The sequence below is a fragment of the Marinobacter sp. ELB17 genome (assembly GCF_000169375.1).
Classification (GTDB): Bacteria; Pseudomonadota; Gammaproteobacteria; order Pseudomonadales; family Oleiphilaceae; genus Marinobacter.
The window spans coordinates 354,902-374,970 of sequence record NZ_AAXY01000001.1 but is presented as its reverse complement, the minus strand read 5'-3'; the positions used below and the strand labels follow the sequence as shown (position 1 = coordinate 374,970).

The 20,069-nt window shown below is 56.7% G+C and carries 19 protein-coding genes; 10 read left to right on the top strand and 9 right to left on the bottom strand.

Annotated elements, in window-relative coordinates; translation table 11 throughout:
- Positions 1–356: 356 nt before the first annotated feature.
- Entirely contained in the window at positions 357–1,190 is an 834-nt protein-coding gene (locus MELB17_RS01805) for a secretin (protein WP_157133226.1), read from the top strand.
- Positions 1,191–1,193: 3 nt separating this feature from the next.
- On the opposite strand, the gene MELB17_RS01800 is transcribed toward MELB17_RS01805, so the two are convergent.
- Positions 1,194–1,733 (bottom strand): hypothetical protein, encoded by a 540-nt coding sequence (locus MELB17_RS01800; RefSeq protein ID WP_007348414.1) that lies wholly within the window; start codon positions 1,731–1,733, stop codon positions 1,194–1,196.
- A gap of 280 nt (positions 1,734–2,013) precedes the next feature.
- Between MELB17_RS01800 and MELB17_RS01795 the strand changes: the two genes are divergently transcribed.
- The 4 genes from MELB17_RS01795 (at position 2,014) to MELB17_RS01780 (ending at position 7,491) form a co-directional block, all read left to right on the top strand.
- Positions 2,014–3,141, top strand: a complete 1,128-nt coding sequence (locus MELB17_RS01795; protein WP_007348413.1) for an efflux RND transporter periplasmic adaptor subunit — start codon at positions 2,014–2,016, stop codon at positions 3,139–3,141.
- Positions 3,141–6,242 (top strand): efflux RND transporter permease subunit, encoded by a 3,102-nt coding sequence (locus MELB17_RS01790; protein WP_007348412.1) that lies wholly within the window; start codon positions 3,141–3,143, stop codon positions 6,240–6,242. The genes MELB17_RS01795 and MELB17_RS01790 overlap by 1 nt, the downstream gene beginning before the upstream one ends.
- Before the next feature lie 6 nt (positions 6,243–6,248).
- Entirely contained in the window at positions 6,249–6,560 is a 312-nt protein-coding gene (locus MELB17_RS01785; RefSeq protein ID WP_007348411.1) for a DUF3301 domain-containing protein, read from the top strand.
- A gap of 94 nt (positions 6,561–6,654) precedes the next feature.
- Positions 6,655–7,491: an inositol monophosphatase family protein gene (locus MELB17_RS01780; RefSeq protein ID WP_007348410.1), complete on the top strand. Its 837-nt coding sequence runs from the start codon at positions 6,655–6,657 to the stop codon at positions 7,489–7,491.
- A 3-nt stretch (positions 7,492–7,494) separates the two neighbouring features.
- On the opposite strand, the gene thiS is transcribed toward MELB17_RS01780, so the two are convergent.
- The 7 genes from thiS to MELB17_RS01745 are packed head-to-tail and all read right to left on the bottom strand — an operon-like array spanning position 7,495 to position 14,611.
- Positions 7,495–7,695, bottom strand: a complete 201-nt coding sequence (gene thiS, locus MELB17_RS01775; protein WP_007348409.1) for a sulfur carrier protein ThiS — start codon at positions 7,693–7,695, stop codon at positions 7,495–7,497.
- 10 nt (positions 7,696–7,705) lie between these two features.
- Positions 7,706–8,170, bottom strand: a complete 465-nt coding sequence (locus tag MELB17_RS01770) for a DUF423 domain-containing protein (RefSeq protein WP_007348408.1) — start codon at positions 8,168–8,170, stop codon at positions 7,706–7,708.
- Positions 8,160–8,960, bottom strand: a complete 801-nt coding sequence (locus MELB17_RS01765) for a symmetrical bis(5'-nucleosyl)-tetraphosphatase (RefSeq protein ID WP_007348407.1) — start codon at positions 8,958–8,960, stop codon at positions 8,160–8,162. The genes MELB17_RS01770 and MELB17_RS01765 overlap by 11 nt, the downstream gene beginning before the upstream one ends.
- Positions 8,961–8,966: 6 nt before the next feature.
- Positions 8,967–9,800, bottom strand: coding sequence for a 16S rRNA (adenine(1518)-N(6)/adenine(1519)-N(6))-dimethyltransferase RsmA (rsmA, locus tag MELB17_RS01760; protein ID WP_007348406.1), 834 nt, complete (start codon positions 9,798–9,800; stop codon positions 8,967–8,969).
- Positions 9,797–10,810, bottom strand: coding sequence for a 4-hydroxythreonine-4-phosphate dehydrogenase PdxA (pdxA, locus tag MELB17_RS01755; protein ID WP_007348405.1), 1,014 nt, complete (start codon positions 10,808–10,810; stop codon positions 9,797–9,799). The genes rsmA and pdxA overlap by 4 nt, the downstream gene beginning before the upstream one ends.
- Positions 10,807–12,156, bottom strand: a complete 1,350-nt coding sequence (locus tag MELB17_RS01750; protein ID WP_036183303.1) for a peptidylprolyl isomerase — start codon at positions 12,154–12,156, stop codon at positions 10,807–10,809. Before MELB17_RS01750 ends, pdxA begins: the two co-directional genes overlap by 4 nt.
- Before the next feature lie 52 nt (positions 12,157–12,208).
- Positions 12,209–14,611 carry an LPS-assembly protein LptD gene (locus tag MELB17_RS01745; protein WP_007348403.1) on the bottom strand — a complete coding sequence of 801 codons (2,403 nt, stop codon included), beginning with the start codon at positions 14,609–14,611 and terminating at the stop codon, positions 12,209–12,211.
- A 220-nt stretch (positions 14,612–14,831) separates the two neighbouring features.
- Here MELB17_RS01745 and MELB17_RS01740 point away from each other — a divergent pair, with 220 nt between their 5' ends.
- The 3 genes from MELB17_RS01740 to MELB17_RS01730 are packed head-to-tail and all read left to right on the top strand — an operon-like array spanning position 14,832 to position 17,355.
- Positions 14,832–15,908: an aminoglycoside phosphotransferase family protein gene (locus MELB17_RS01740; RefSeq protein WP_007348402.1), complete on the top strand. Its 1,077-nt coding sequence runs from the start codon at positions 14,832–14,834 to the stop codon at positions 15,906–15,908.
- Positions 15,905–16,612 (top strand): N-acetylmuramate alpha-1-phosphate uridylyltransferase MurU, encoded by a 708-nt coding sequence (gene murU / locus MELB17_RS01735; protein ID WP_007348401.1) that lies wholly within the window; start codon positions 15,905–15,907, stop codon positions 16,610–16,612. Before MELB17_RS01740 ends, murU begins: the two co-directional genes overlap by 4 nt.
- On the top strand, positions 16,606–17,355 hold the full coding sequence (locus tag MELB17_RS01730) for a hypothetical protein (protein ID WP_007348400.1): 750 nt from the start codon (positions 16,606–16,608) through the stop codon (positions 17,353–17,355). Before murU ends, MELB17_RS01730 begins: the two co-directional genes overlap by 7 nt.
- Positions 17,356–17,405: 50 nt before the next feature.
- On the opposite strand, the gene MELB17_RS01725 is transcribed toward MELB17_RS01730, so the two are convergent.
- Positions 17,406–18,443, bottom strand: coding sequence for a DUF3530 family protein (locus MELB17_RS01725; protein WP_227498757.1), 1,038 nt, complete (start codon positions 18,441–18,443; stop codon positions 17,406–17,408).
- A 232-nt stretch (positions 18,444–18,675) separates the two neighbouring features.
- Here MELB17_RS01725 and rpe point away from each other — a divergent pair, with 232 nt between their 5' ends.
- Both rpe and MELB17_RS01715 read left to right on the top strand, forming a co-directional pair.
- Positions 18,676–19,362, top strand: a complete 687-nt coding sequence (gene rpe / locus MELB17_RS01720; protein WP_007348398.1) for a ribulose-phosphate 3-epimerase — start codon at positions 18,676–18,678, stop codon at positions 19,360–19,362.
- Between the two features lie 12 nt (positions 19,363–19,374).
- On the top strand, positions 19,375–20,064 hold the full coding sequence (locus MELB17_RS01715; RefSeq protein WP_007348397.1) for a phosphoglycolate phosphatase: 690 nt from the start codon (positions 19,375–19,377) through the stop codon (positions 20,062–20,064).
- The last annotated feature ends 5 nt before the right edge of the window (positions 20,065–20,069 follow it).

Genomic DNA, 20,069 nt, shown 5'->3' with positions numbered 1-20,069 from the left:
TTCCCTGTTCCAAAATCAAAAAACCCCGGCTGGGCTACCAGTCGGGGTTTTTGAGTCCGGTGGCAGCCTGGGTGGTCTGCCGGGCTGCCTTCCTCGTTGTTCAGTAATGAAGATCTAAGGGCGGCCCGGGGTCTGGCTAAAATAAAAGCCATAGTCGCGCCACCAAAACGAAACAGCCAATACCACCGCTGACGGTTCAATACCGAAAGCTTGCTGAACATTTAATTGGCAAATTGCTGGCTGAGTCTTCATGCTTTTTACTATAACCGGCCTGTTTTCAACTTGGCAACCACTTATGCAAAGTTTTTATCTGGCGGTGTCAATAGCAGGCACCTGCCCAAACCGCGGAGTACTCCATGAATTGTCCCAGTATTTCCCGACTCACAGCGCCAAACATAATGGTGCTGTTTATTACGTTCCTCCTGTTTTTGGCTTCAACCCATGCCTTTGCGGCAGGCCAAAGCCGGGCTTACAACCTGAACCAACGCCCGGCTGCTGATGTGGCCGCGCAAATTCGCGATCTTTACGAAGAAGTGAATGTCACCGTTGTCGGGCAGAAAATTGTAGCTCGCGGCGAGACTCGCCTACTGGACGAGATCGGTCAGATTATTCAGCAACTGGACGTTGCTACGGCGCAGCTACGCATCAGCGTGCAGTCTCGGGAATATCTCGGCGGTAAACGCAGCGGTGGCGGAGTTAACCTGACTCAAAATAACGCGTCAGGTAGTCGCAACATCATTAATAGCAATACAGTCACGATCAGTGCGCAGAGCAAAACGACCAGATCATCCGGCAATCGCGAGCGCTCATTGATTGTTCAAGACGGGCAATCTGCTCAGGTCAGTGCCGGCCAAATTCGCAGCTTGCCGTTCGCGGCCCGTGGCGGCCGAAATCCAGCTGTATTATTGCAGCTGGTGGAAACCCGCAGCGGCTTTGTGGTTACTCCGCGGATGATTTCACCGCAGAATATAGAACTCAGTATTATGTCGTTTGAGCAAGACGCCCCCGCCCTGCCGGGTTATGACACGGAAGCGCTAATGACTATTCGTCAGGTTCAACCCGGGCAGTGGGTATCTCTGGGTGGCGTTGAACGCAGCGAAAGCCGCGAAAATTCCGACATTGTGTACCAAGTTAATAGCAGTGAAAATCGCAGCAGCGAGATTCGCGTGCGGGTGGACATTTTGCCCTAAGCCTCAGGTTTTGGCCCCACGCAGTAGAACGCGTTTTGCCTCGTTAACTTTGGCTGCCAGGTAGTCGTTGCCGCCGCGATCGGGGTGGATTTTTTGCATCAGCCGGCGATGGGCCATCACGATGTCATCGCGGTTGCACCCTGGCTCCACTCCAAGAATCTCGCAGGCTTCGCGCTCGCTGACTTGCCCGGCCACATCAGCGCCCGTCCGCTGGCGCTCCTCACCGTCAGTGCTACCCTGATTACGCCTGCCTTGGCCATTACTAGCCCGGCCATTGCCAGCCTGACCATTAAGGGTGCGCTGAATAAAGGGCAGGTATTTCAACAGCGCTGGCAGCTTTCTCAGCAAAGGCAGCAAAGCGGCAACAGCGGCTGTCAAAACATGAATCCGCCCAGTCAACACCATCAGCAGCAACAGCCCGCCACCGCCGATAAGAATGACTTTCCAGGTGGCCGCTTTTTTCTTTTCTGGCGTCAAAGTTCCCCATTGCCGCAACACCACAAACAGCCCGGCGGCCAAGGCAATTCCCAAAATCCAGTGCATGCGCTAATCCCCATGGTAACTTCGGCCGTAATTCTGTCATCAACTGCCAGTACAAAGCCAGATAGGACATAGTTTCAACAGGGTTTCGACACAGTTTTAGTATCGTTTTGGGGGGTGCCGTGCAAGCATCACCGACCTCGAAGTCTATCCATACAAAGCAGATCAACGTTTCAGCAACTTTTATAGGATGCTATGCTTCTTCGCTAAACCTAAATTTTCCCCGCCGCTGCCATGCCTGTGCGAATATGGGGCGTAATCTGAATTATCAAGGTCTGCCATTATGCGCACTGCTTTTCGCTTCGTTATTGCTATCGTTTTTCTCGGCGTCGTTCTTGGCGGTATTTTCGGATACACATTCTGGCAATTTGGCCAGATGCAGGAACAAATGTCACAACCGCAGCCGCCGGCGGAAATCTCGGTGGTGCAATCGCAGACCGAACAGTGGACACCGACCGTGAAGGCCGTGGGTAGCATTGTGGCGGTGAATGGCATTGATGTGGCCAACGAAGTGCCAGGCGTTATCCAGCAGATCAACTTTGAATCCGGCGACCTTGTCAGCAAGGGCGACGTGCTGATTCGCCTGGACGCCGCCATTGAAGAAGCGGCCCTGCGCACCCGCGGCGCCGAGGCCCAGCTCGCCCGCCAGGAGTTCCAGCGCATTGCCGATCTGTTGCCGAAACGCGCGGTATCACAGTCGCAGTATGATCAAGCCAAGGCTAACTACGATGCCGCCAACGCCCGTGTGAACGAAGCCGAAGCCCAGCTCAGTAAAAAAGTAATTCGCGCACCTTTTGACGGCACTTTGGGTATTCGCCTGGTGGATCAGGGGCAGTACATTGGCACCGGCACGCCGATTGTTGAAATCAACATGCTCGACCCCATCTACGCCGATTACACCCTGTCGGAAAAGAATCTACCTGACGTAGCCGTGGGCTATTCTGTGGTGGCCACCGTTGCTGCGGCGCCAAATACTGAGTTCAAAGGCACCGTCAGCGCCATCAATACGTCGGTGAACGCCGACACCCGCAGCGTGCGCATTCGCGCTACCCTTGCCAACCGCGACCAACGGCTGCGCCCGGGCATGTTTGCCACGGTGAACACACGTCAGCCTGACGACATAACCGTAGTGACCGTGCCGCGCACCGCAATTTCCTACAATACCTATGGCGATTTCGCCTTCGTAGTAGAAGACAATGACCAAGGCCAAAAAGTGGTCACACGTCGCAGTGTTCGCTCGGGCGATGCCCGTGACGACAGGGTTGCGGTTCTTGAGGGCCTGGAAGCGGGCGAAACGGTGGTCTCCAAGGGCCTGCTGCGACTGCGCTCGGGCCAGCCCGTGAAGATTCAGGACGACAGTGACAACGCTGAAAAGAACGCCAGCCAGAGTCAACAGGAGGCGTCTGAATAATGCGTTTCACCGACATATTTATCCAGCGCCCGGTGCTGGCAACCGTCGTAAGCCTGCTGATTATGCTGCTGGGTGTTCGCGCGGCCATGGACCTGGAAATACGCCAGTACCCGCAGCTGGAAACCACCACCGTCACCGTCTCTACCGCGTATCCAGGCGCCAGCTCAGACCTGATTCAAGGCTTTATCACCACGCCACTTCAACAGGCCATCGCTGAATCAAGCGGTATCGACTATCTGATTTCGACCAGTGCCCAGGGCTCTTCAACCATAGAAGCCCACATGAATCTAAACTACGACGCCAATGCGGCCCTTGCCGAGATTCAGTCGAAAGTGGCAAGCCAACGTAACGTGTTGCCGACCGAAGCCCAGGACCCGGTCATCAGCTCCAGCACCGGCGACTCCACTGCATTGATGTACATCGCGTTTTACAGTGAAGGCGCATTAAGCGTACCGCAAATTACCGACTACCTGACCCGGGTTGTGCAGCCCCAGTTGCAAGCAATTAGCGGCGTCGGTAAGGCTCAGTTGCTCGGGCGCACATTTGCTGTGCGGGTGTGGCTGGACCCGGAACGCCTGGCTGCGGTGAACATGACCCCGGTAGAGGTTGTCGATCGGTTGCGCGCGAATAACTATCAGGCCGCGGTTGGCACCACCAGAGGTGAGTTTACCGAGGTAGCGCTGACCAGCAACACCGACATTGCCGACCCTGAAAATTTCAAACAACTCGTGGTAAAACAGAAAGACGGCACCCAGATCCGCTTGCAGGACATTGCGCGGGTTGAACTGGGCGCACAATCTTACGACCAGCTAGCCATGTATAAAGGCATCCCGGCCACCTTCACCGCCATTGAGCTAGCCCCCGGAGCTAACCCGCTAACCGTGGCCAAGTTGGTGAAAGATGAACTGCCGGGTATTCGCAGTCAGGTGCCCTCAGGCCTTGAGGTTCAGCTGGCCTACGATGGCTCACAGTTTATTGAGGAATCCATCAGCGAAGTGATTAAAACCCTGGCCGAAGCGCTGGTGATTGTCTTGATCGTCGTGTTTTTAAGCCTGGGCTCTGTGCGAGCCTCTATAGTTCCCGCGATTGCGGTTCCACTATCGTTGGTGGGCGGTGCGTTTGTGATGCTGTTGTTCGGCTTCTCGCTGAACCTGCTGACCCTTCTTTCAATGGTACTGGCTATCGGCCTGGTGGTGGATGACGCCATCATCATGGTGGAAAACATTCACCGGCACATTGAGAACGGCAAATCACGATACGATGCGGCCATCCATGGCGCCCGTGAAATGGCTGTGCCCATTATTGCCATGACAACAACCCTGGTTGCGGTGTATGCGCCCATTGGGTTTATGGGGGGTCTGGTAGGCTCGCTATTCACCGAGTTCGCTTTTACTCTGGCCGGCACCGTAGTGGTTTCCGGGATTGTAGCCTTGACCCTGTCGCCCATGCTGTCGGGCAAAGTTCTTAAACCCCACGGCGATCCCGGCAAATTCGAACGCCTGGTAGAGCGCACCTTTCAGGGCATTGCTAATGGCTATTCCACGGCCCTTGTGTCGCTGATGAAAACCAAGTCGGTGGTGGTGTTTTTTGCCTTGGCGATATTGTGCTCAATCTACTTCATGGTCACCATGAGCCAAAGTGAACTGGCGCCGACCGAAGACCAGGGCATTCTGTTCTACCAGGGTCTGGGGCCCCAAACCTCCACCCTCGACTATTTGCTCGAAAACGGCATAGAAGTTCAAGAGCGGCTATCAAAAGTCGACGGCTATTACGAAGACTTTATGGTTCTGGGCTTCACTGCGCCAAACGCGGTGTTTGGCGGACTAAAAATGAAGCCCTCGGCAGAGCGCGACATAACCCAGTTTGAAGTGCAGCCCAAGATGACCGCTGAACTGAGTAAAGTGACCGGTTTGCAAACGGCAGTATTCGCCCGTCCGTCCCTACCCGGTTCTGGCGGCGGCCTGCCGTTTCAGTTTGTAGTGACCACCGGTGGCAGTTACGAGCAATTGAGCAGCGTTGCCGACGAATTGATAGGCGCGGCCATGCAAAGTGGCAACTTCATGTTCCTGCGCAAGTCCATCAGCTTTGACAAGCCGGTTACCCGCATCGATGTGGATCGTGATCGGGTAGCAGACCTGGGCCTGTCGATGAGAGACGTGGGCCAGCAGCTGAGCAGCATGCTCGGCGGCGGTTACGTTAACCGGTTCAGTATGGAAGGCCGTTCCTATCAGGTTATTCCCCAAGTGGATCAAAACTTTCGCACAGACGAACAAGCTCTGAAAGATTACTATATTCGTGCCGACAACGGCGCCCTGGTGCCCTTGTCCAGCGTGGTGTCTTTCAGCCGCGACGTCGAACCGTCGAACCGTACCCAGTTCAATCAACAAAATTCGCTGACCCTTGAAGGCGTGGTTTCGCCTGGTGTGGTTTCTGGTACCGCCATGGATTTCATGGAGCAGGCGTCGGCGGATATTTTCCCCCAGAGCTTTGGTTTTGACTACAAGGGCGAAACCCGTCAGCAAGCGAAACAGGGAAGCGCTTTGATGGTGACTTTCTTCCTGTCGCTATTGGTGATTTACCTGGTGCTGGCGGCGCAGTTTGAAAGCTGGCGCGACCCGTTGATCATTTTGATCTCAGTGCCCATGTCGGTAGCCGGAGCCATGGCGTTTATTGTGCTGGGCTTTGCTACCATGAACATCTACACCCAAGTGGGTCTGATTACCCTGATAGGCGTGGTGTCGAAGAACGGCATATTGATTGTGGAATTCGCCAACCAGCTGCAAAAAAATAAAGGTCTGAACAAACTGGATGCAGTGGTGGAAGCCGCATCTATTCGTTTACGGCCCATTATTATGACGTCACTGGCGCTGATCTTCGCGATGGTACCGCTGCTGCTGGCGTCCGGACCGGGCGCTCAAAGCCGTTTCTCGATCGGCATTACGATTACTGCCGGGCTGGGCATTGGCACTCTGCTCACTGTGTTTGTACTGCCAGCGTTTTACGTGCTGCTAGCCCGGGACCACAACGCCGCCAGCAAAGACAAGCATAAGGATGACAATGGAGAAAATCGCGATCACCCCAACCACGCTCCAGCCAGCTAATTCGCATTGACGCTGCTCAATCTGTTTTGGCTGTTTGTTCTTGGCTTCGCTACCTGGTACTGGTGGCGGGCCAAGGCCATAAAAGATGGAGTGCTGGTTGCGGCCAAGCGCTACTGCAAAACCATGGATGTGATGCTGCTGGATGACGTTGTATACCTGCGCGGCGTGTGGGTAAAACGCGACAGTGGCGGACAGCTGCGGGTATGGCGGCGCTTCATGTTTGACTTCACCACCACCGGCGAAGAACGTTATAGCGGCCGCATTATTATGCTGGGGCGGCAAATTATTCACACGGAGCTAGAACCACACCGGATCTGAGCGCCGCTTTACGGACAACCTTGATGTGCGCGGGCGACCCACAGGCAACATGCTAAAACGATGCGTTCATCTGTTCCAACGGCCAGGAGGCGCCATGTCTGATTCTGTTTCCCTGCACGAAATCACCGATTTTGCCCAAGCCCTGGCCCTTGAAGCCGGAGAGATGATTCGCCACGAGCGCGATCACAACACCTTGCGTACCGATTACAAACAGCAAACCGAACTGGTGACTCACGCCGATGTAATGGCGGACGAGTTTATTACCAGTGCCATCCGTAAACGCTTTCCGGAACATCGCATTCTGTCGGAAGAAACCATGCCCGACCTGACTCAGGCCGAGCACATCGATACCCCGCTGTGGGTGATTGACCCGATCGATGGCACCGTGAACTACGCCTACGGCCACCCACAAGTAGCCGTTTCCATCGCCTACGCCGAGCGCGGCCAAGTACAGGCAGGCGTTGTGCACGCACCCTTCGCTGGCCAGAACGGCAAAGGTGAAACCTTCCGCGCTACCCGCGGTGAAGGGGCAACCCTAAACGGCCAGGCGATCCGCCACAGCAACGCCAGCGAACTGCGCCAGGCATTGTTTGCCACCGGCTTCCCTTATACAAAAGACGCGCTGGAACCGCTGTTAAAGCGGTTGGATGCAATGATTCACCAATGCCGTGATTTGCGCCGAATTGGTTCTGCGGCTCTGGATATATGCTGGGTGGCCTGCGGCCGGCTGGATGTGTACTACGAAAATGTCAGCCCCTGGGATTTTGCCGCCGCAAGGCTGATAGCCATTGAGGCCGGCGCCCGCGCCGGACACTTCGGCGAGGTACCCGAAAATCAACCCGCGGACTTATGGGGCAAAGATATACTGATCAGCTCGCCCAAGCTGTGGCAGCCTGTGCGAGAGATTTTGCGCAAAGCGTCTGGTTATTAACGGTCAACCGCCACCAATGGCGCGCACCACTTCTATCTGATCGCCCTCAGCCAGCGCCGTGTCTGCGTGCTGGCTGCGGGGCACTATGTTTTCGTTCAGTTCAATGGCGAGGCGCTTGCCCGCCAAGCCCAGATGCTTGATTAAGGCACCCACGGTGGCGCCGGCTGGCAACGCCATTGGCTCACCGTTCACTGTCAATTTCATAGCCGTTACCTTATTCAATCCGTTTTGAATCCGCTTTAAATGTGAGTGCCGCCACCACAAGTAGCAGCCAGCCAATCATAAAACATACCCCGCCGATGGGCGTAATCAAACCAAGGCCTTTGGTTTGAACCAGCACCAGCGCATACAGACTGCCGCTGAACAAAATCACACCGGCCAGCAAAAAAGCCGCCGCCACCGTCAGCAGCTTGCGCGACAAGCCAAATCCGGCCATTACGGCCAACAGAACCAGCCCCAGGGCGTGGTACATCTGGTATGTCGCAGCCATCTCAAACACCTCCAGGCCACGGGCATCAACCACATTGCGCAGGCCGTGGGCGCCAAAGGCACCCGCCATCACCGCGGTCAGTGCCAGCAGGGCACCGGTTACCAAAGCCCAAATTATCAACGCTGGACGAGCCGCAGTCTGGCCGTCGGCGTGGCCAGCCAGTCTCGATTCAGTATGCTTAGCAGTCACAGCAGGTGATCTCCTCGCTATCCAGGTCCATCAAGGTCAGTGTTCCGCCCCAGACACAGCCGGTATCCAGGCCGATAAAGCGTTTGTGACCGGTATGGCCCTCCAGTGCGGCCCAATGGCCAAACACCACGCGAGTGCTGTCGTCGCGGGCATAGTCAAACCAAGGCGCAAAGCCCGCCGGTGCGGTGTCCACAGATTCTTTGGCCGTCAATTCTAAAGCACCATCGGCGGAGATAAAGCGCATGCGGGTAAAGTAATTGGTGATCACCCGCCAGCGGTCCATGCCGTTCAGGCCAGGTTGCCAGGCTGCGGGCTGATTGCCGTACATGCCGGCAAAGTATTCGGCGGCTTGAGGGCCACGGATCACCTGTTCTACTTCGCAAGCGTGGGTGCAGGCCTGCTCCACCGTCCAGATATGAGGAAGCCCGGCGTGGGCCATAAAAAGATCACGCTTGGGATCATAAACGCACAGTTTCTGCTGGCGCAGCCAATCCAGAAGCTGATCGCGATCGGGCGCCGTTAAAATGCTGTCAAGAGTGTCTTTGCGCTTTGTCTTGTGGTCTGCCATAGCCACCGCTAGCAGGTGCAAGTCGTGATTGCCTAAAACCACCTCGGCGCTGGTGCCCAGGTTGGCAATATAGCGCAGTGTTTTCAGGGACTGCGGACCGCGGTTGATTAAATCTCCCGCTACCCACAGACGGTCCCGCGACGGCGAGAATCCGACCTTGTCTAAAACCTGCTGCAAAGCGTCGTAACACCCTTGAATGTCGCCAATGGCATACTCACTCATAGACGGTCACTCATTGCCAGCTCCGGGTGCCTCGAGGTCAGCACCAGGTGCGCGTGCCACCAGATAGTCAGCGATGGCGACATACTCCGCCAGACCGAGATTTTCCGGGCGCAGGCCGTCATTGATCCCTAACTGCTGGAGCTCGGCGGCGGTAACAAAACCGCCCAGGGCCTTGCGCAAGGTTTTACGGCGGGCGTTGAACGCACTGCGCACCACCGCCTGCAGCGTACCCAGGTCTTTAGCCGGGTGCGGTAAGGTGGCGTACGGCACCAGCCGGACAATGAACGAATCCACTTTTGGCGCGGGACGGAAGGCATCCGGCCCAACTTCAAACAGTGGCTGCACTTTGCAGAAATACTGGGTCATGATGCCCAGACGGCCATAATTGTTGTCGCCCGGCACCGCCGCCATACGCTGAACCACTTCTTTTTGCAGCATGAAGTGCATGTCTTGAACCACACCACTGTGGGCCAGCAAGTGAAAAATCAGCGGAGTTGAAATGTTATAGGGCAGATTGCCAATAATCCGCAGCGGCTGTTCGCCCACCAGCTCGTTAAAGTCGAACTTCAGCGCGTCGGCCTGATGAATGCGAAATTCCGGATAGTTAAAGAACTTGGTGCGCAATATTGGTATCAAATCGCGATCCAGCTCCACCACCTGCAGGCGCGGATTCACCGCCAGAATTTCTGCGGTGATGGCGCCCAGGCCAGGGCCGATTTCAACAATAGACTGATCAGGTTTGGGGGCAATAGAGCGGACAATACGCTCGATAACGCCGGGGTCGTGCAGGAAGTTCTGGCCAAAGCGTTTGCGGGCCTGATGGCCGGGTTGTCTGCTCACGGTATTTCTCTCTTCATCTGATTTGCGCGCAAACCACGGGCCATTTGTTCACCCACGCGAATGGCTGTTAACAGGCTGCCGCCGTCGGCTTTGCCGGTGCCAGCCAAATCCAGCGCGGTGCCATGGTCCACCGAGGTGCGCACAATGGGCAAGCCAAGGGTGATATTCACCGCGCGACCAAAACCCTGAAATTTCAACACCGGCAGGCCTTGATCGTGAAACATCGCCAGTGCGACGTCGGCGTTATCAAGCCAGTGCGGCGTAAATAGAGTGTCTGCTGGTAGCGGACCAGTCAGACCTATACCCTCGGCGCGCAACCGCGCCAGTGTGGGTTCAATCACTTCGATTTCTTCACGCCCCAGATGCCCGCCTTCACCGGCGTGGGGGTTCAGTCCGGCCACCAGAATGCGCGGCCGTGCAATATTGAAAAAGGTTTTCAGATCGGCGTTCAAAATCCGCACCACCTGGCTCAGGCGCTCGGGCGTTATAGCAGCAGACACGTCTTTAAGGGGCAAGTGGGTGGTTACCAATGCCACCCGCAATTCTTCGGTGGCCAACATCATGACCACCCGCTCAACACCACACAATTCCTGCAGGAACTCGGTGTGGCCACGAAAGGCGATGCCTGCGTCGTTAATCACCCCCTTATGCACCGGTGCGGTCACCATGCCGTCAAAACTGCCGTTCAGGCAGCCTTCGGCAGCGCAAGTCAGGGTATCCAGCACATATTGGCTGTTGCCGGTATCCAGCTGGCCAGCCTGATTACTATTGCAGCCGTTAACGTGCATGACCGACAGCTCGCCGGCGGCAGTGCTAACGGCCATGCCAGGCTGCCAGGCTATCAATTGAACGCTCAACCCCAGCAAACGGGCACGAGCTTCCAGCAACGGCTGGCTGGCCACCACAACAATGCCTACCTGCCGTTCCTGACCCGCTAGTTGCAGGCACAATTCAGGCCCAATGCCGGCGGGTTCCCCAGCGGTCAAGGCCAGGGTAATCCGCTCACTCATGATGCGTTCTCATCTGTGTCGGTGGCCTCAGTGTCACTGCTTTCGGCATAGCCCGGCTTGAACTCAACAAAAGCCTCATCACGAATTTCCCGCAGCCAGTTCTGCAGTTCATTTTCAAACTTGCGCTGGTAAAGGGTCTGGCGGGTTTCAGATTCGCGGAATTCGTCGCTCATGTCTTTCTGCCGACGCTCTTGCACCTGCAACAGATGCCAACCAAACTGAGAACGCACCGGGCCTTCAATCTGCCCCACGGTGGCGTTTTGCATGGCCTGTTCAAATTCTGGCACCATCTGCCCGGGGTTTACCCAACCCAGATTACCACCGTCAGAACCCGACACTGTGTCGTCAGACTCGGCCTTGGCCAGCTCGGCGAAATCAGCGCCGTTTTGCAATTTTTCAAAAAGATCGCGGACCTTATCCTCGGCTTCGGCCTCGGTGATCGCGTCAGACGGCTGCACCAGAATATGCCTTACCCGGTTTTGCTGAACCAGTTTCTGCTGTTCGCCACCGCGCTGCTCCATCACCATCACCAGGTGAAAACCGCTGCTATTCTGCAATACTTCGGACGGCTGGCCCACCACCAGGTCTGGCACTACCGGAGCCACCAGAGACGGCAATTGGCTTTCAACGCGCCAGCCCATGTCACCGCCCTCAAGAGCGTTACTGGCATCCGATTCTGCTACCGCAACCGCTCGAAAATCCCGGCCTTCCACAATCTGCTGGCGCAGTGCCTCGGCTTTGCTGCGAGCGGTTTGAACCGACGCATCGCTGCTCGGGTCCTCGGTTTCGATAAAGATGTAAGCCAGGCGATACTCGGCGGTATTGCCACCGCCGGCTTGCTGCGCCTGCTGATAGTTTTCAACTTCGCGGTCTGTTACCCGAATACGGCTGCCTACCTGGCGCTGCTGAACCCGGCTGGTGAGCAATTCATTGCGGATCTGCTCGCGGGCATCACGGTAGCTGACGCCTTCGTTGGCCAACTGCTGTTCGAACTGTTCCAGGCTCATACCATTACGACCGGCAATACTGACCATCGTTTCGTTCAGTTCGTTATCGCTGATGCGCATGCCCATTTTGCCCGCCATCTGCAGCTGCACCGATTCGGTAATCAGCTGATCCAGCACCCGCTCTTGAAGCAAGCTGCGCGGCGGCAAGGTGGTTTCCTGGGATTGCAGCCGGGTAACAATGGAGTTGATGCGGGCATCCAGCTCGGTGGCCAGAATCACGTCGTCATCGACAATCGCAACCACTTGGTCCAGCAGCTGGCGCTCGGCCTGAGCCGCCAGCGGCAGCAATGCCAACACCAGCATCAGGGATGTTACACAGTGGCGAAAGGTCGCCTTCATAGTCACCTCATTGTTAAACAGTGGCATAGCGTTTAAAAGCTCCAAAATTGTGTTACGGCGCGCTAAAGCGGCGGCGTTCGCGCTCATCAAAACCATAAATGGCGTCAGCAATGCTGGTAGAGGCGCCGCCGGTGCCCCCCAGGCCTTTAAGCTGAATCTGGAACAGTATACGGCTGTCCAGTTCTTGATCGTCGGTAAAGAAATTCTGGTGTACGAGCTGCAGACTCCAGCAACAATTATTGTATTCCACTCCCGCCAGCGAACCCACGGTACGGTCCAGATCGGTGTCGTGCACCCAACGCCCAATCAGGCTCAGGCGGTTGCTGACCGGGAACACCACGCCCACATCGGCCTGTTCCAGCTGGGTTGCCGCGGTAGTGCCCTTGCTGTAAGTGTGGCCCACGCTGGCCAGATAGCGGTAATCGCGAGAATGGAAGGTTAACTGACTGCGGCCTTCCTCGGTTTGGTTGGCGTCTGGATCCCACAGCAGGGAACTGCGAATTTCCAGAGTATCCAGCGGGCTCAGCACCACTTCAGCTGCCATCGGCGATCGGCTGCGGTCTTCCGCGCCCACGCCAAACAGGCTGACGTCTCGATCTTCAAAATACTGGATCTGGCCCAGGCTAAAACGAGCGCGTTCGGCACCGGTCTGCAGATCGTTAAAACGGCTTGTCAGTGCCACCGTTAACTGATTGGTGTCGCCTACCCGGTCGCCACCGGTAAAGCGGTTGCGCTGAAACAGTTGGTCAAAGCGGAAAGACTTCAAATCAGTGTCAAAATCAGGGATGTCATTCTGGTCGGCGTCGGCGTCGGCCCAAGCGTAATAAAACCGCGGTTCCAGAGTCTGGTTAAAAGGTATATCAAACAATCTGCCCTGGCGATCAAAATACAAACCGTTATCCCACTGAACCACCGGCACCGTGCGTTCTAGATTACCGCTACCCAAGGTGTAGTCTTCTAGTTGATAACGGGTGTAGTCCACGCTGAGGGAAGGCCGACTGTAACCCCAAAGCGCGCGCATCGGCAAAGCCAGTTCTGGTATCAGGCGAAAGCGCTGGCCATTGGCACGATCCAGGCCGCTCAGGTTGTCATTGTCGCGTTGGAAATAGGTGTACTGACTTTCAACGCCCAACTCCAAGGCGCCGGCATCCATCAGGGCCGAATACAGAACCTCCGGTAACTGGGCGTAAGGTCGGTTCACGTCGGCGATGCGCGTCGCCACCGTCTGGTAATCGTTCAGATACGCGTCGAAGTACTGACTGGAATCCTGATAGCGCACGCCAATGCGGCGCTGAAGGTGAGTCGCCTGGCTGATATCCAGGCTGCGATTCAGGTCGCTCAGGTAATCGTCATCGCTGACCACTGAAAAATCGCCGTACCCCGTCCAGCCTCGGCCCAAGGCCGCTTCGGTGGTGGCATCCAGCGCCCAGCGCTGGCCATTCTCGCCCGGATTTTCATCGCGGAAAAAGGTATCGTTATCGATATAGCCCAGCTGCAACGAGGTTTCACCATAGCTACTCAGATAGCGGCCTTCCACTTCAGTAAACAGACCGCGACCACCAATGAACTGGGGCGTAATGGTGGCATCGTAGTTGGGCGCCAGGTTCAGGTAATAAGGCAGCGCCACAAAACCACCGCTGCCGGCGTTGGAAGTACCAAATCCCGGATACAAAAACCCGCTCTTGCGACGGTCATCGATAGGAAAACTAACCCATGGCCAATAAAACACCGGCACATCTAATACTTCCAGTCGCAAATGTTTGGCGGTGCCAAAACCTTTGGCCTGATCCAAACGGATCTCCTGCGCCACAAGCGCCCAGTCGTTCTGCTGCGGGCCACAGGTAGTTAACAGCCCCTGGCTGATGAGAACTTCGTTATCGCCGATTCGGGCCAGGCTCTGTGCATGGCCGCGCATCTCCGGCCCGTGCAGCAAAAAGGTTGCGGTATTGATGTCTAAGCGACCGCTTTCGACGTTGTAATTAGCGGAATCACCTGTCAGCAAAAAACCTTCGCCGCGGCTTGTCAAGGGACCGGTGATGGCCACCTGGCCCTCTGCTTGGCGGTATCGAGCCTCGGTACCGGACACCTGAAAGCTGCCCTGGCGCAGTCGCACGTCGCCCTGCAGGTACAATTCATTGTCGATTTCATAGCGCGCCGTCAGGCCGCTGGCTTGCAGTGGCTGCCCAGCACCACTTTGCTGCGACACCATCGCAGCACTGCCTTCAACCGTGTTCCCGCCCGGTAAATAACCACCCTCGCAAAAAGACGGCAGGCGCGTTTGGGCGCTGACAGGCAGTTGCTCGCGCAGCCGCCAGTCTATTTCAGACGCCGATGGCGCCGGTTGAGCTGCCGCAGCCAAACCGCCACAACCCAAGATTCCGCCGCTCAGCAGACAGACCAACAAGCGCGGCAAGCGGCCAAACGAATGCTGCCGTGGGTGATTACGCAATAACACGGTGGCCGTTATCCTGTGGTCAGTGGGTGAGAGATTCAACAGTTTACACGGCGCCCCCCGGCTTGTTAACGGAAACCCCCGCCGGGCGAGCTTAACTTTCTTTCAGTCGCCGTTGCAGCAGGCTTTACTCCAACCGCGGATCTTCGTAGTTTAGTGCTCCAGAAGCCCGCATCCAAGCTGCGGGGACCGGCCTTGTACCCTTTAAGGAAACCCGCGCGCCATGGACCACCGTCTGCAACTGCTGACCCGCTGGGTCAGTCAATTCCCCGGCCTTGCAAACACCGCCGTGGCGCCTGTAGCCGGCGATGCCAGTTTCCGGCGTTATTTTCGAGTATGGCGCAGCGCTGATTGGCAAGAGGCGCGGGGGGTGGAAAGGGCACAAGGAGCGCAAGCCGATCAGGCGTTTATTGTGATGGACGCACCACCCGAGCACGAAGACTGCCAGCCTTTTGTTACCTTAGCTCAACATTGGCGTAGTCAGGGCGTTAAAGTGCCCGCCATTGTGCAGCAAGATCTGGCCCAGGGTCTTCTTCTGATGGAGGATTTTGGCGATCGCCTGTTGCTGGGTCAGCTCAACACGGCTAACACAGACAAACTTTACGGCAACGCACTGGCAGAACTTCTGCGCATTCAACAACTACCCGACAACCCTGACTACCCGCTGGCGGCTTATAGCAACGATTTACTGGATAGGGAAATGGCACTGTTCCGCGACTGGCTGCTACAGCGCCAACTAGGGCTAGAACTGAACGACAGCGATCTTGCCATGCTAAGCAACACATTTACCCTGCTGAGGGAAAGTGCCAATGCACAGCCAAAGGTGCCGGTGCACCGTGACTACCACTCCCGCAATCTGCTGGTAACGGGCAACGACGATCGCCCCGGCGTCATTGATTTTCAGGATGCGGTCATGGGGCCTGTCACCTATGACCTGGTGTCGCTGCTGAAGGACTGCTACGTGCAGTGGCCTCACGAGCGTGTTCAGAACTGGCTGGAAAGCTATCGCCAGAGCAGCCTCAACGCCGGCCTGCACAGCGCTGATGCTGCCACCTTCCGCCAATGGTTCGAACTGATGGGCATGCAACGCCACCTGAAAGCCGCGGGTATTTTTGCCCGCCTGGCGCTGCGCGATGGCAAGCCGGACTACCTCAATGACATTCCCCGCACCCTTGGGTATCTGTGCAGTGCGAGCGGCCACCAGCCGGCTTTGCGCCCCTTCCATGACTGGCTGTTGAACACTGTGGTACCGGCGGTAGAAGCCAACTTGGGCCCAGTGCCCGGCGCGCACCAGCCATGAAAGCCATGATTCTAGCCGCGGGCAAAGGCGAACGCATGCGTCCGCTGACCCTGCACACACCAAAACCGCTGCTGCAAGCCGGCGGGCAACCGCTGATTCACTACCACCTGCAGCGCCTTGCGCACAGCGGCTTTAACGACGTTGTTATCAACCTGGCCTGGCTTGGCGAGCAGATTGCAAAGGCGCTGGGCAAGGGCGACGCCTTTGGCTTGAAGCTGAGTTATTCCCGCGAAGGCGAACCGCTGGAAACCGCCGGCGGCATTGTTCGCGCGCTGCCCATGCTGACCGACGCCAGCGATGACTGGTTCGTGGTGATTAACGGCGACATCTGGTGCGATTTCGATTTGCTCGGGTTGAAACCACCCGGCAATGCCGACGCGTTGCTGGTACTCACCGACAACCCCGCACACAACCCGCAAGGGGACTTTACACTAAAGCCCGATGGCCGTATCAGCTGTGCTAAAACCTCACCCAGGCTTACATTTACCGGCGTTAGCCTGCTTAACCGCCGGCTGTTTGCAGGGTTAACAGACCAATCCGGCAAACTCGGGCCATTATTGCAGCAAGCCGCCGCGGCAAACCGAGTGAAAGGCGTCTATCATGGCGGTCAATGGCTGGATGTAGGTACACCGGAACGCCTCAGCTGGCTTGACCAGCAACTGCGCGCGCCAAGCTCTCGAGGGTTTCGAGGTTCCCGATGGTAAAAAGACGCCCGGCATCACGGCGGCTCGATAACGCGCTGCGCTATCTCCTCCCGCGACTTACACACTGCCAGAATCAGGCTGAAGAACTGCTTGAGCAGCAGCGGCTACCGCTTTTCGGTCAGCGCTATCTGTTCTTTTTCCTCGGCCATATTGCCAAGGCAGAAGGCACAATCGGTAAGGCAGACATTCACTACGCCGAGGCGCTGATGGCCGCATTAAGCCTGAATCGGCGCCAGCGTAAACGCGCCGTTCACTGGTTCACCCAAGGCAAAACCACGGGTCAGCTTGGGCCGTTGAAGGCTTGGTGGCTAAAAATGGTTACGCCCCTATTGGCACAGCGGGCTGTCATGTTGGCCATTTGCCTGTGCCACAGCGCACAACTGCATGGCCGGCCATCACAGGCGCGACGTTACCGTTGTGAAGACGCCATAGTGCAGAGTGGTTTGCCGGTAGGCGTAAGCGATGACATCTTCGACCATTACGCCGCCCAGGTGTGGCCGCAAGCGGCGACCCTACCCCCGGCACCAAAAAGCTACCAAGACGCTTGCGAGATTCTGGGCATTACTCGTCACGATTCTCTACAAGAGGCCAAACGTATTTGGCGCCGCAAAGTTTCTTCAATACATCCGGACAAACTCGCCCAGCAACAACTTACCCACGCCGAACTGGCGGCCGCAAAAGAACGCCTGCTACGCTATCAGCAAGCCTGGGAATTCATTAAACAACGCCATAAGCCATTATAATGGTGATGCCATAGCTCGTTCGACCGCTGCGCTTGGCGCCAAGCAGTCTGCTAATCCATATCCGGCTTGTTGTCCGCTTTTATCCACGCCGCCAGGCGGCTGGCCAAAGCGTCACCTTGCCGCGCTTGCACAGGCTCTTGCACCGTTACTCGCTGGCGCTGGTACTGCGCAACCTCAACCTGGTTCATAACAGTCGTGCGCTGCATCGCGCTCTGCGACCGGTTACCCAGCGCAGCCTGTACATCTAGTACACGTAAGCGGGGAGTTTCGGTAAAACGTTCTGCCAACACGTTAAGGTCACGAGGATAAAATCTGGGCAACAGCCAAACCAGACCTGCGCTGTCGGCCAACTCTGGCAATGCAGTGGCAAAATTGGCGCCCCGGCCAACGCCCACAATCACCACTTTCTGGTAACCTTCGCGTTTCAGATAGCCAACGGCCGCCCGCAACTGCGCAGCCACTTCCTGGCGATACTGCAACTCCGCCTCAAACAATTCGGTGCCCGCCATTACGTCAATCAGCATAGGGTCTGGATCTGGGTTTGCGTTTGAGGACGTCCCGGCAACCTGGGCCGCCACCGGCTGTGGTGCCTGGGCTTCATCTGCAGCTGACACAGCAGGCGATGCTTCAGGTAGCGGCAGTTCGCGCTCCATCACCTGTTTCAACCCCCCCGCCGGCGCCCTCAGGCCTAGCGTAAGAGCTGCCAGCCCCCGGTCAGCCAGGCTTCCAGCAAAGGCGGTCACAAATCCTTCACCTGCGTTATGGCCTTCATCTGCCAACACCACAACAGCAATGGTTGCTGCATTTTTCAGTGGCGTGAAAACCAGCGACAGCACAGAAGTTGGCGTGCCGTCGGCGCCATCGACCTCGAGCCACACCGCAGACTGAGGCCACTGCTGCTGCAGTGCCATGGTGCCCTGGCCGGTTACCACGCTGGCCCGTTGTGGCCGGTCGTCAGCTGGTTGCGCCGCTTTGTCGTCGGGATTAGAATTTGGCTCTGCTGCCTCATCGGCAGCGGCGACATCATCACGGGTCTGAACCGCATCGGCAGGCTCATCTTGCGCCTGAGTCAAAGACGGGGCAGACATGACCAACAATCCGGTAAATGACAACAGCATTGCCTGAAGCCTGAAACTGCACCCAACGGACCGCAGGCCAGCGTTTAACAACAAACGTTTATCCATCACTTACATTGCCACCCATTGCGCTATCTCGCTGCGAAAAACTCTTGTGAGCTGATAGACTAGCAGTCGCAGCCGTGCGCAACACCAACCATACCGAAATGCCGGAACCGTTCCGGCCGACAGCCAGAGGCGAACCATGAATCCGTACCTGATCGCACCCTCCATCCTTTCTGCCGATTTTGCCCGTCTGGGCGAAGAAGTGGACAACGTATTGGCCGCCGGTGCCGACGTGGTGCATTTTGATGTTATGGACAATCATTACGTGCCCAATCTGACCATCGGCCCAATGGTCTGCGAGGCACTGCGCAAACACGGCGTTACCGCGCCCATTGACGTACACCTGATGGTGTCTCCGGTGGACGACCTGATTCGCAAGTTCATGGATGCCGGCGCCAGCTATATTACCTTCCACCCGGAAGCGTCCCAGCACGTTGACCGTTCTTTGCAGCTGATCCGCGATGGCGGCTGCAAAGCCGGGCTGGTGTTTAATCCTGCAACGTCGCTCCAGTACATGGACTATGTGATGGACAAGCTCGACATGGTTCTGGTGATGTCGGTAAACCCTGGTTTTGGCGGCCAGAAGTTCATCCCCGGCACCCTGGATAAACTGCGCGAAGCGCGCAAGCGTATAGACGCCAGCGATTACAATATCCGCCTTGAAATAGATGGCGGAGTAAAAACAGACAATATCCGCGAAATTGCCGAAGCGGGTGCCGATACCTTTGTTGCCGGTTCAGCCATTTTCAATACCGATGATTACAAGGCCACCATTGACGCCATGCGCGCCGAACTTGAACACGCCAGTAAAATTCTGGGCTTTTGAACGGAACCTGCCATGACTCTGAAAGGTCTTTTTAACACACGCTGGCCAGCCGCCGCCCTGTTTGATCTGGATGGTACCCTGGTTGATAGCGCGCTGGACTTGGCCGCTGCCGTTGACCAAACCCTGGAACGGCTGGATCGCCCACCTGCGGGCATTGATCAGGTGCGCCAGTGGGTAGGCCACGGCGCCGCTATTCTGATCCGCCGCGCGCTGGCAGGAAAAGCCGACTGGCAGCCGGCCAGCGCCGCCGATGAAGCCCTATTCGAGGAGGCTATGACGCTGTTCTTCCAGCACTATGAAATAGCCAACGGCCAGTATGCCAAGGTGTACCCAGGCGTAATAGAATGCCTGAATCGATTGCAGCAAATGAACTGCCCGATGGCGATCGTCACCAACAAACCCGAGCAGTTTGTTGCACCCTTGTTGAAACAGCTGAAACTCGACGGTTATTTTAAGCTGATCATAGGGGGCGACACTCTGGCCAGTAAAAAGCCTGACCCGGAACCTTTGCTGTACGCCATGGAAAAACTAAACGGCCGGCAAGCCACTACAGTAATGGTCGGCGACTCGGCCGCCGATGTGCAGGCCGCCAAAGCCGCTGGCATTTCGTGCGTGGCCGTTACTTACGGCTACAACTTTGGCAACCCCGTGCAGGCACTGGGAGCCAATGCCGTGGTTGATTCCCTGAGCGAGCTTTTGTAACCTCG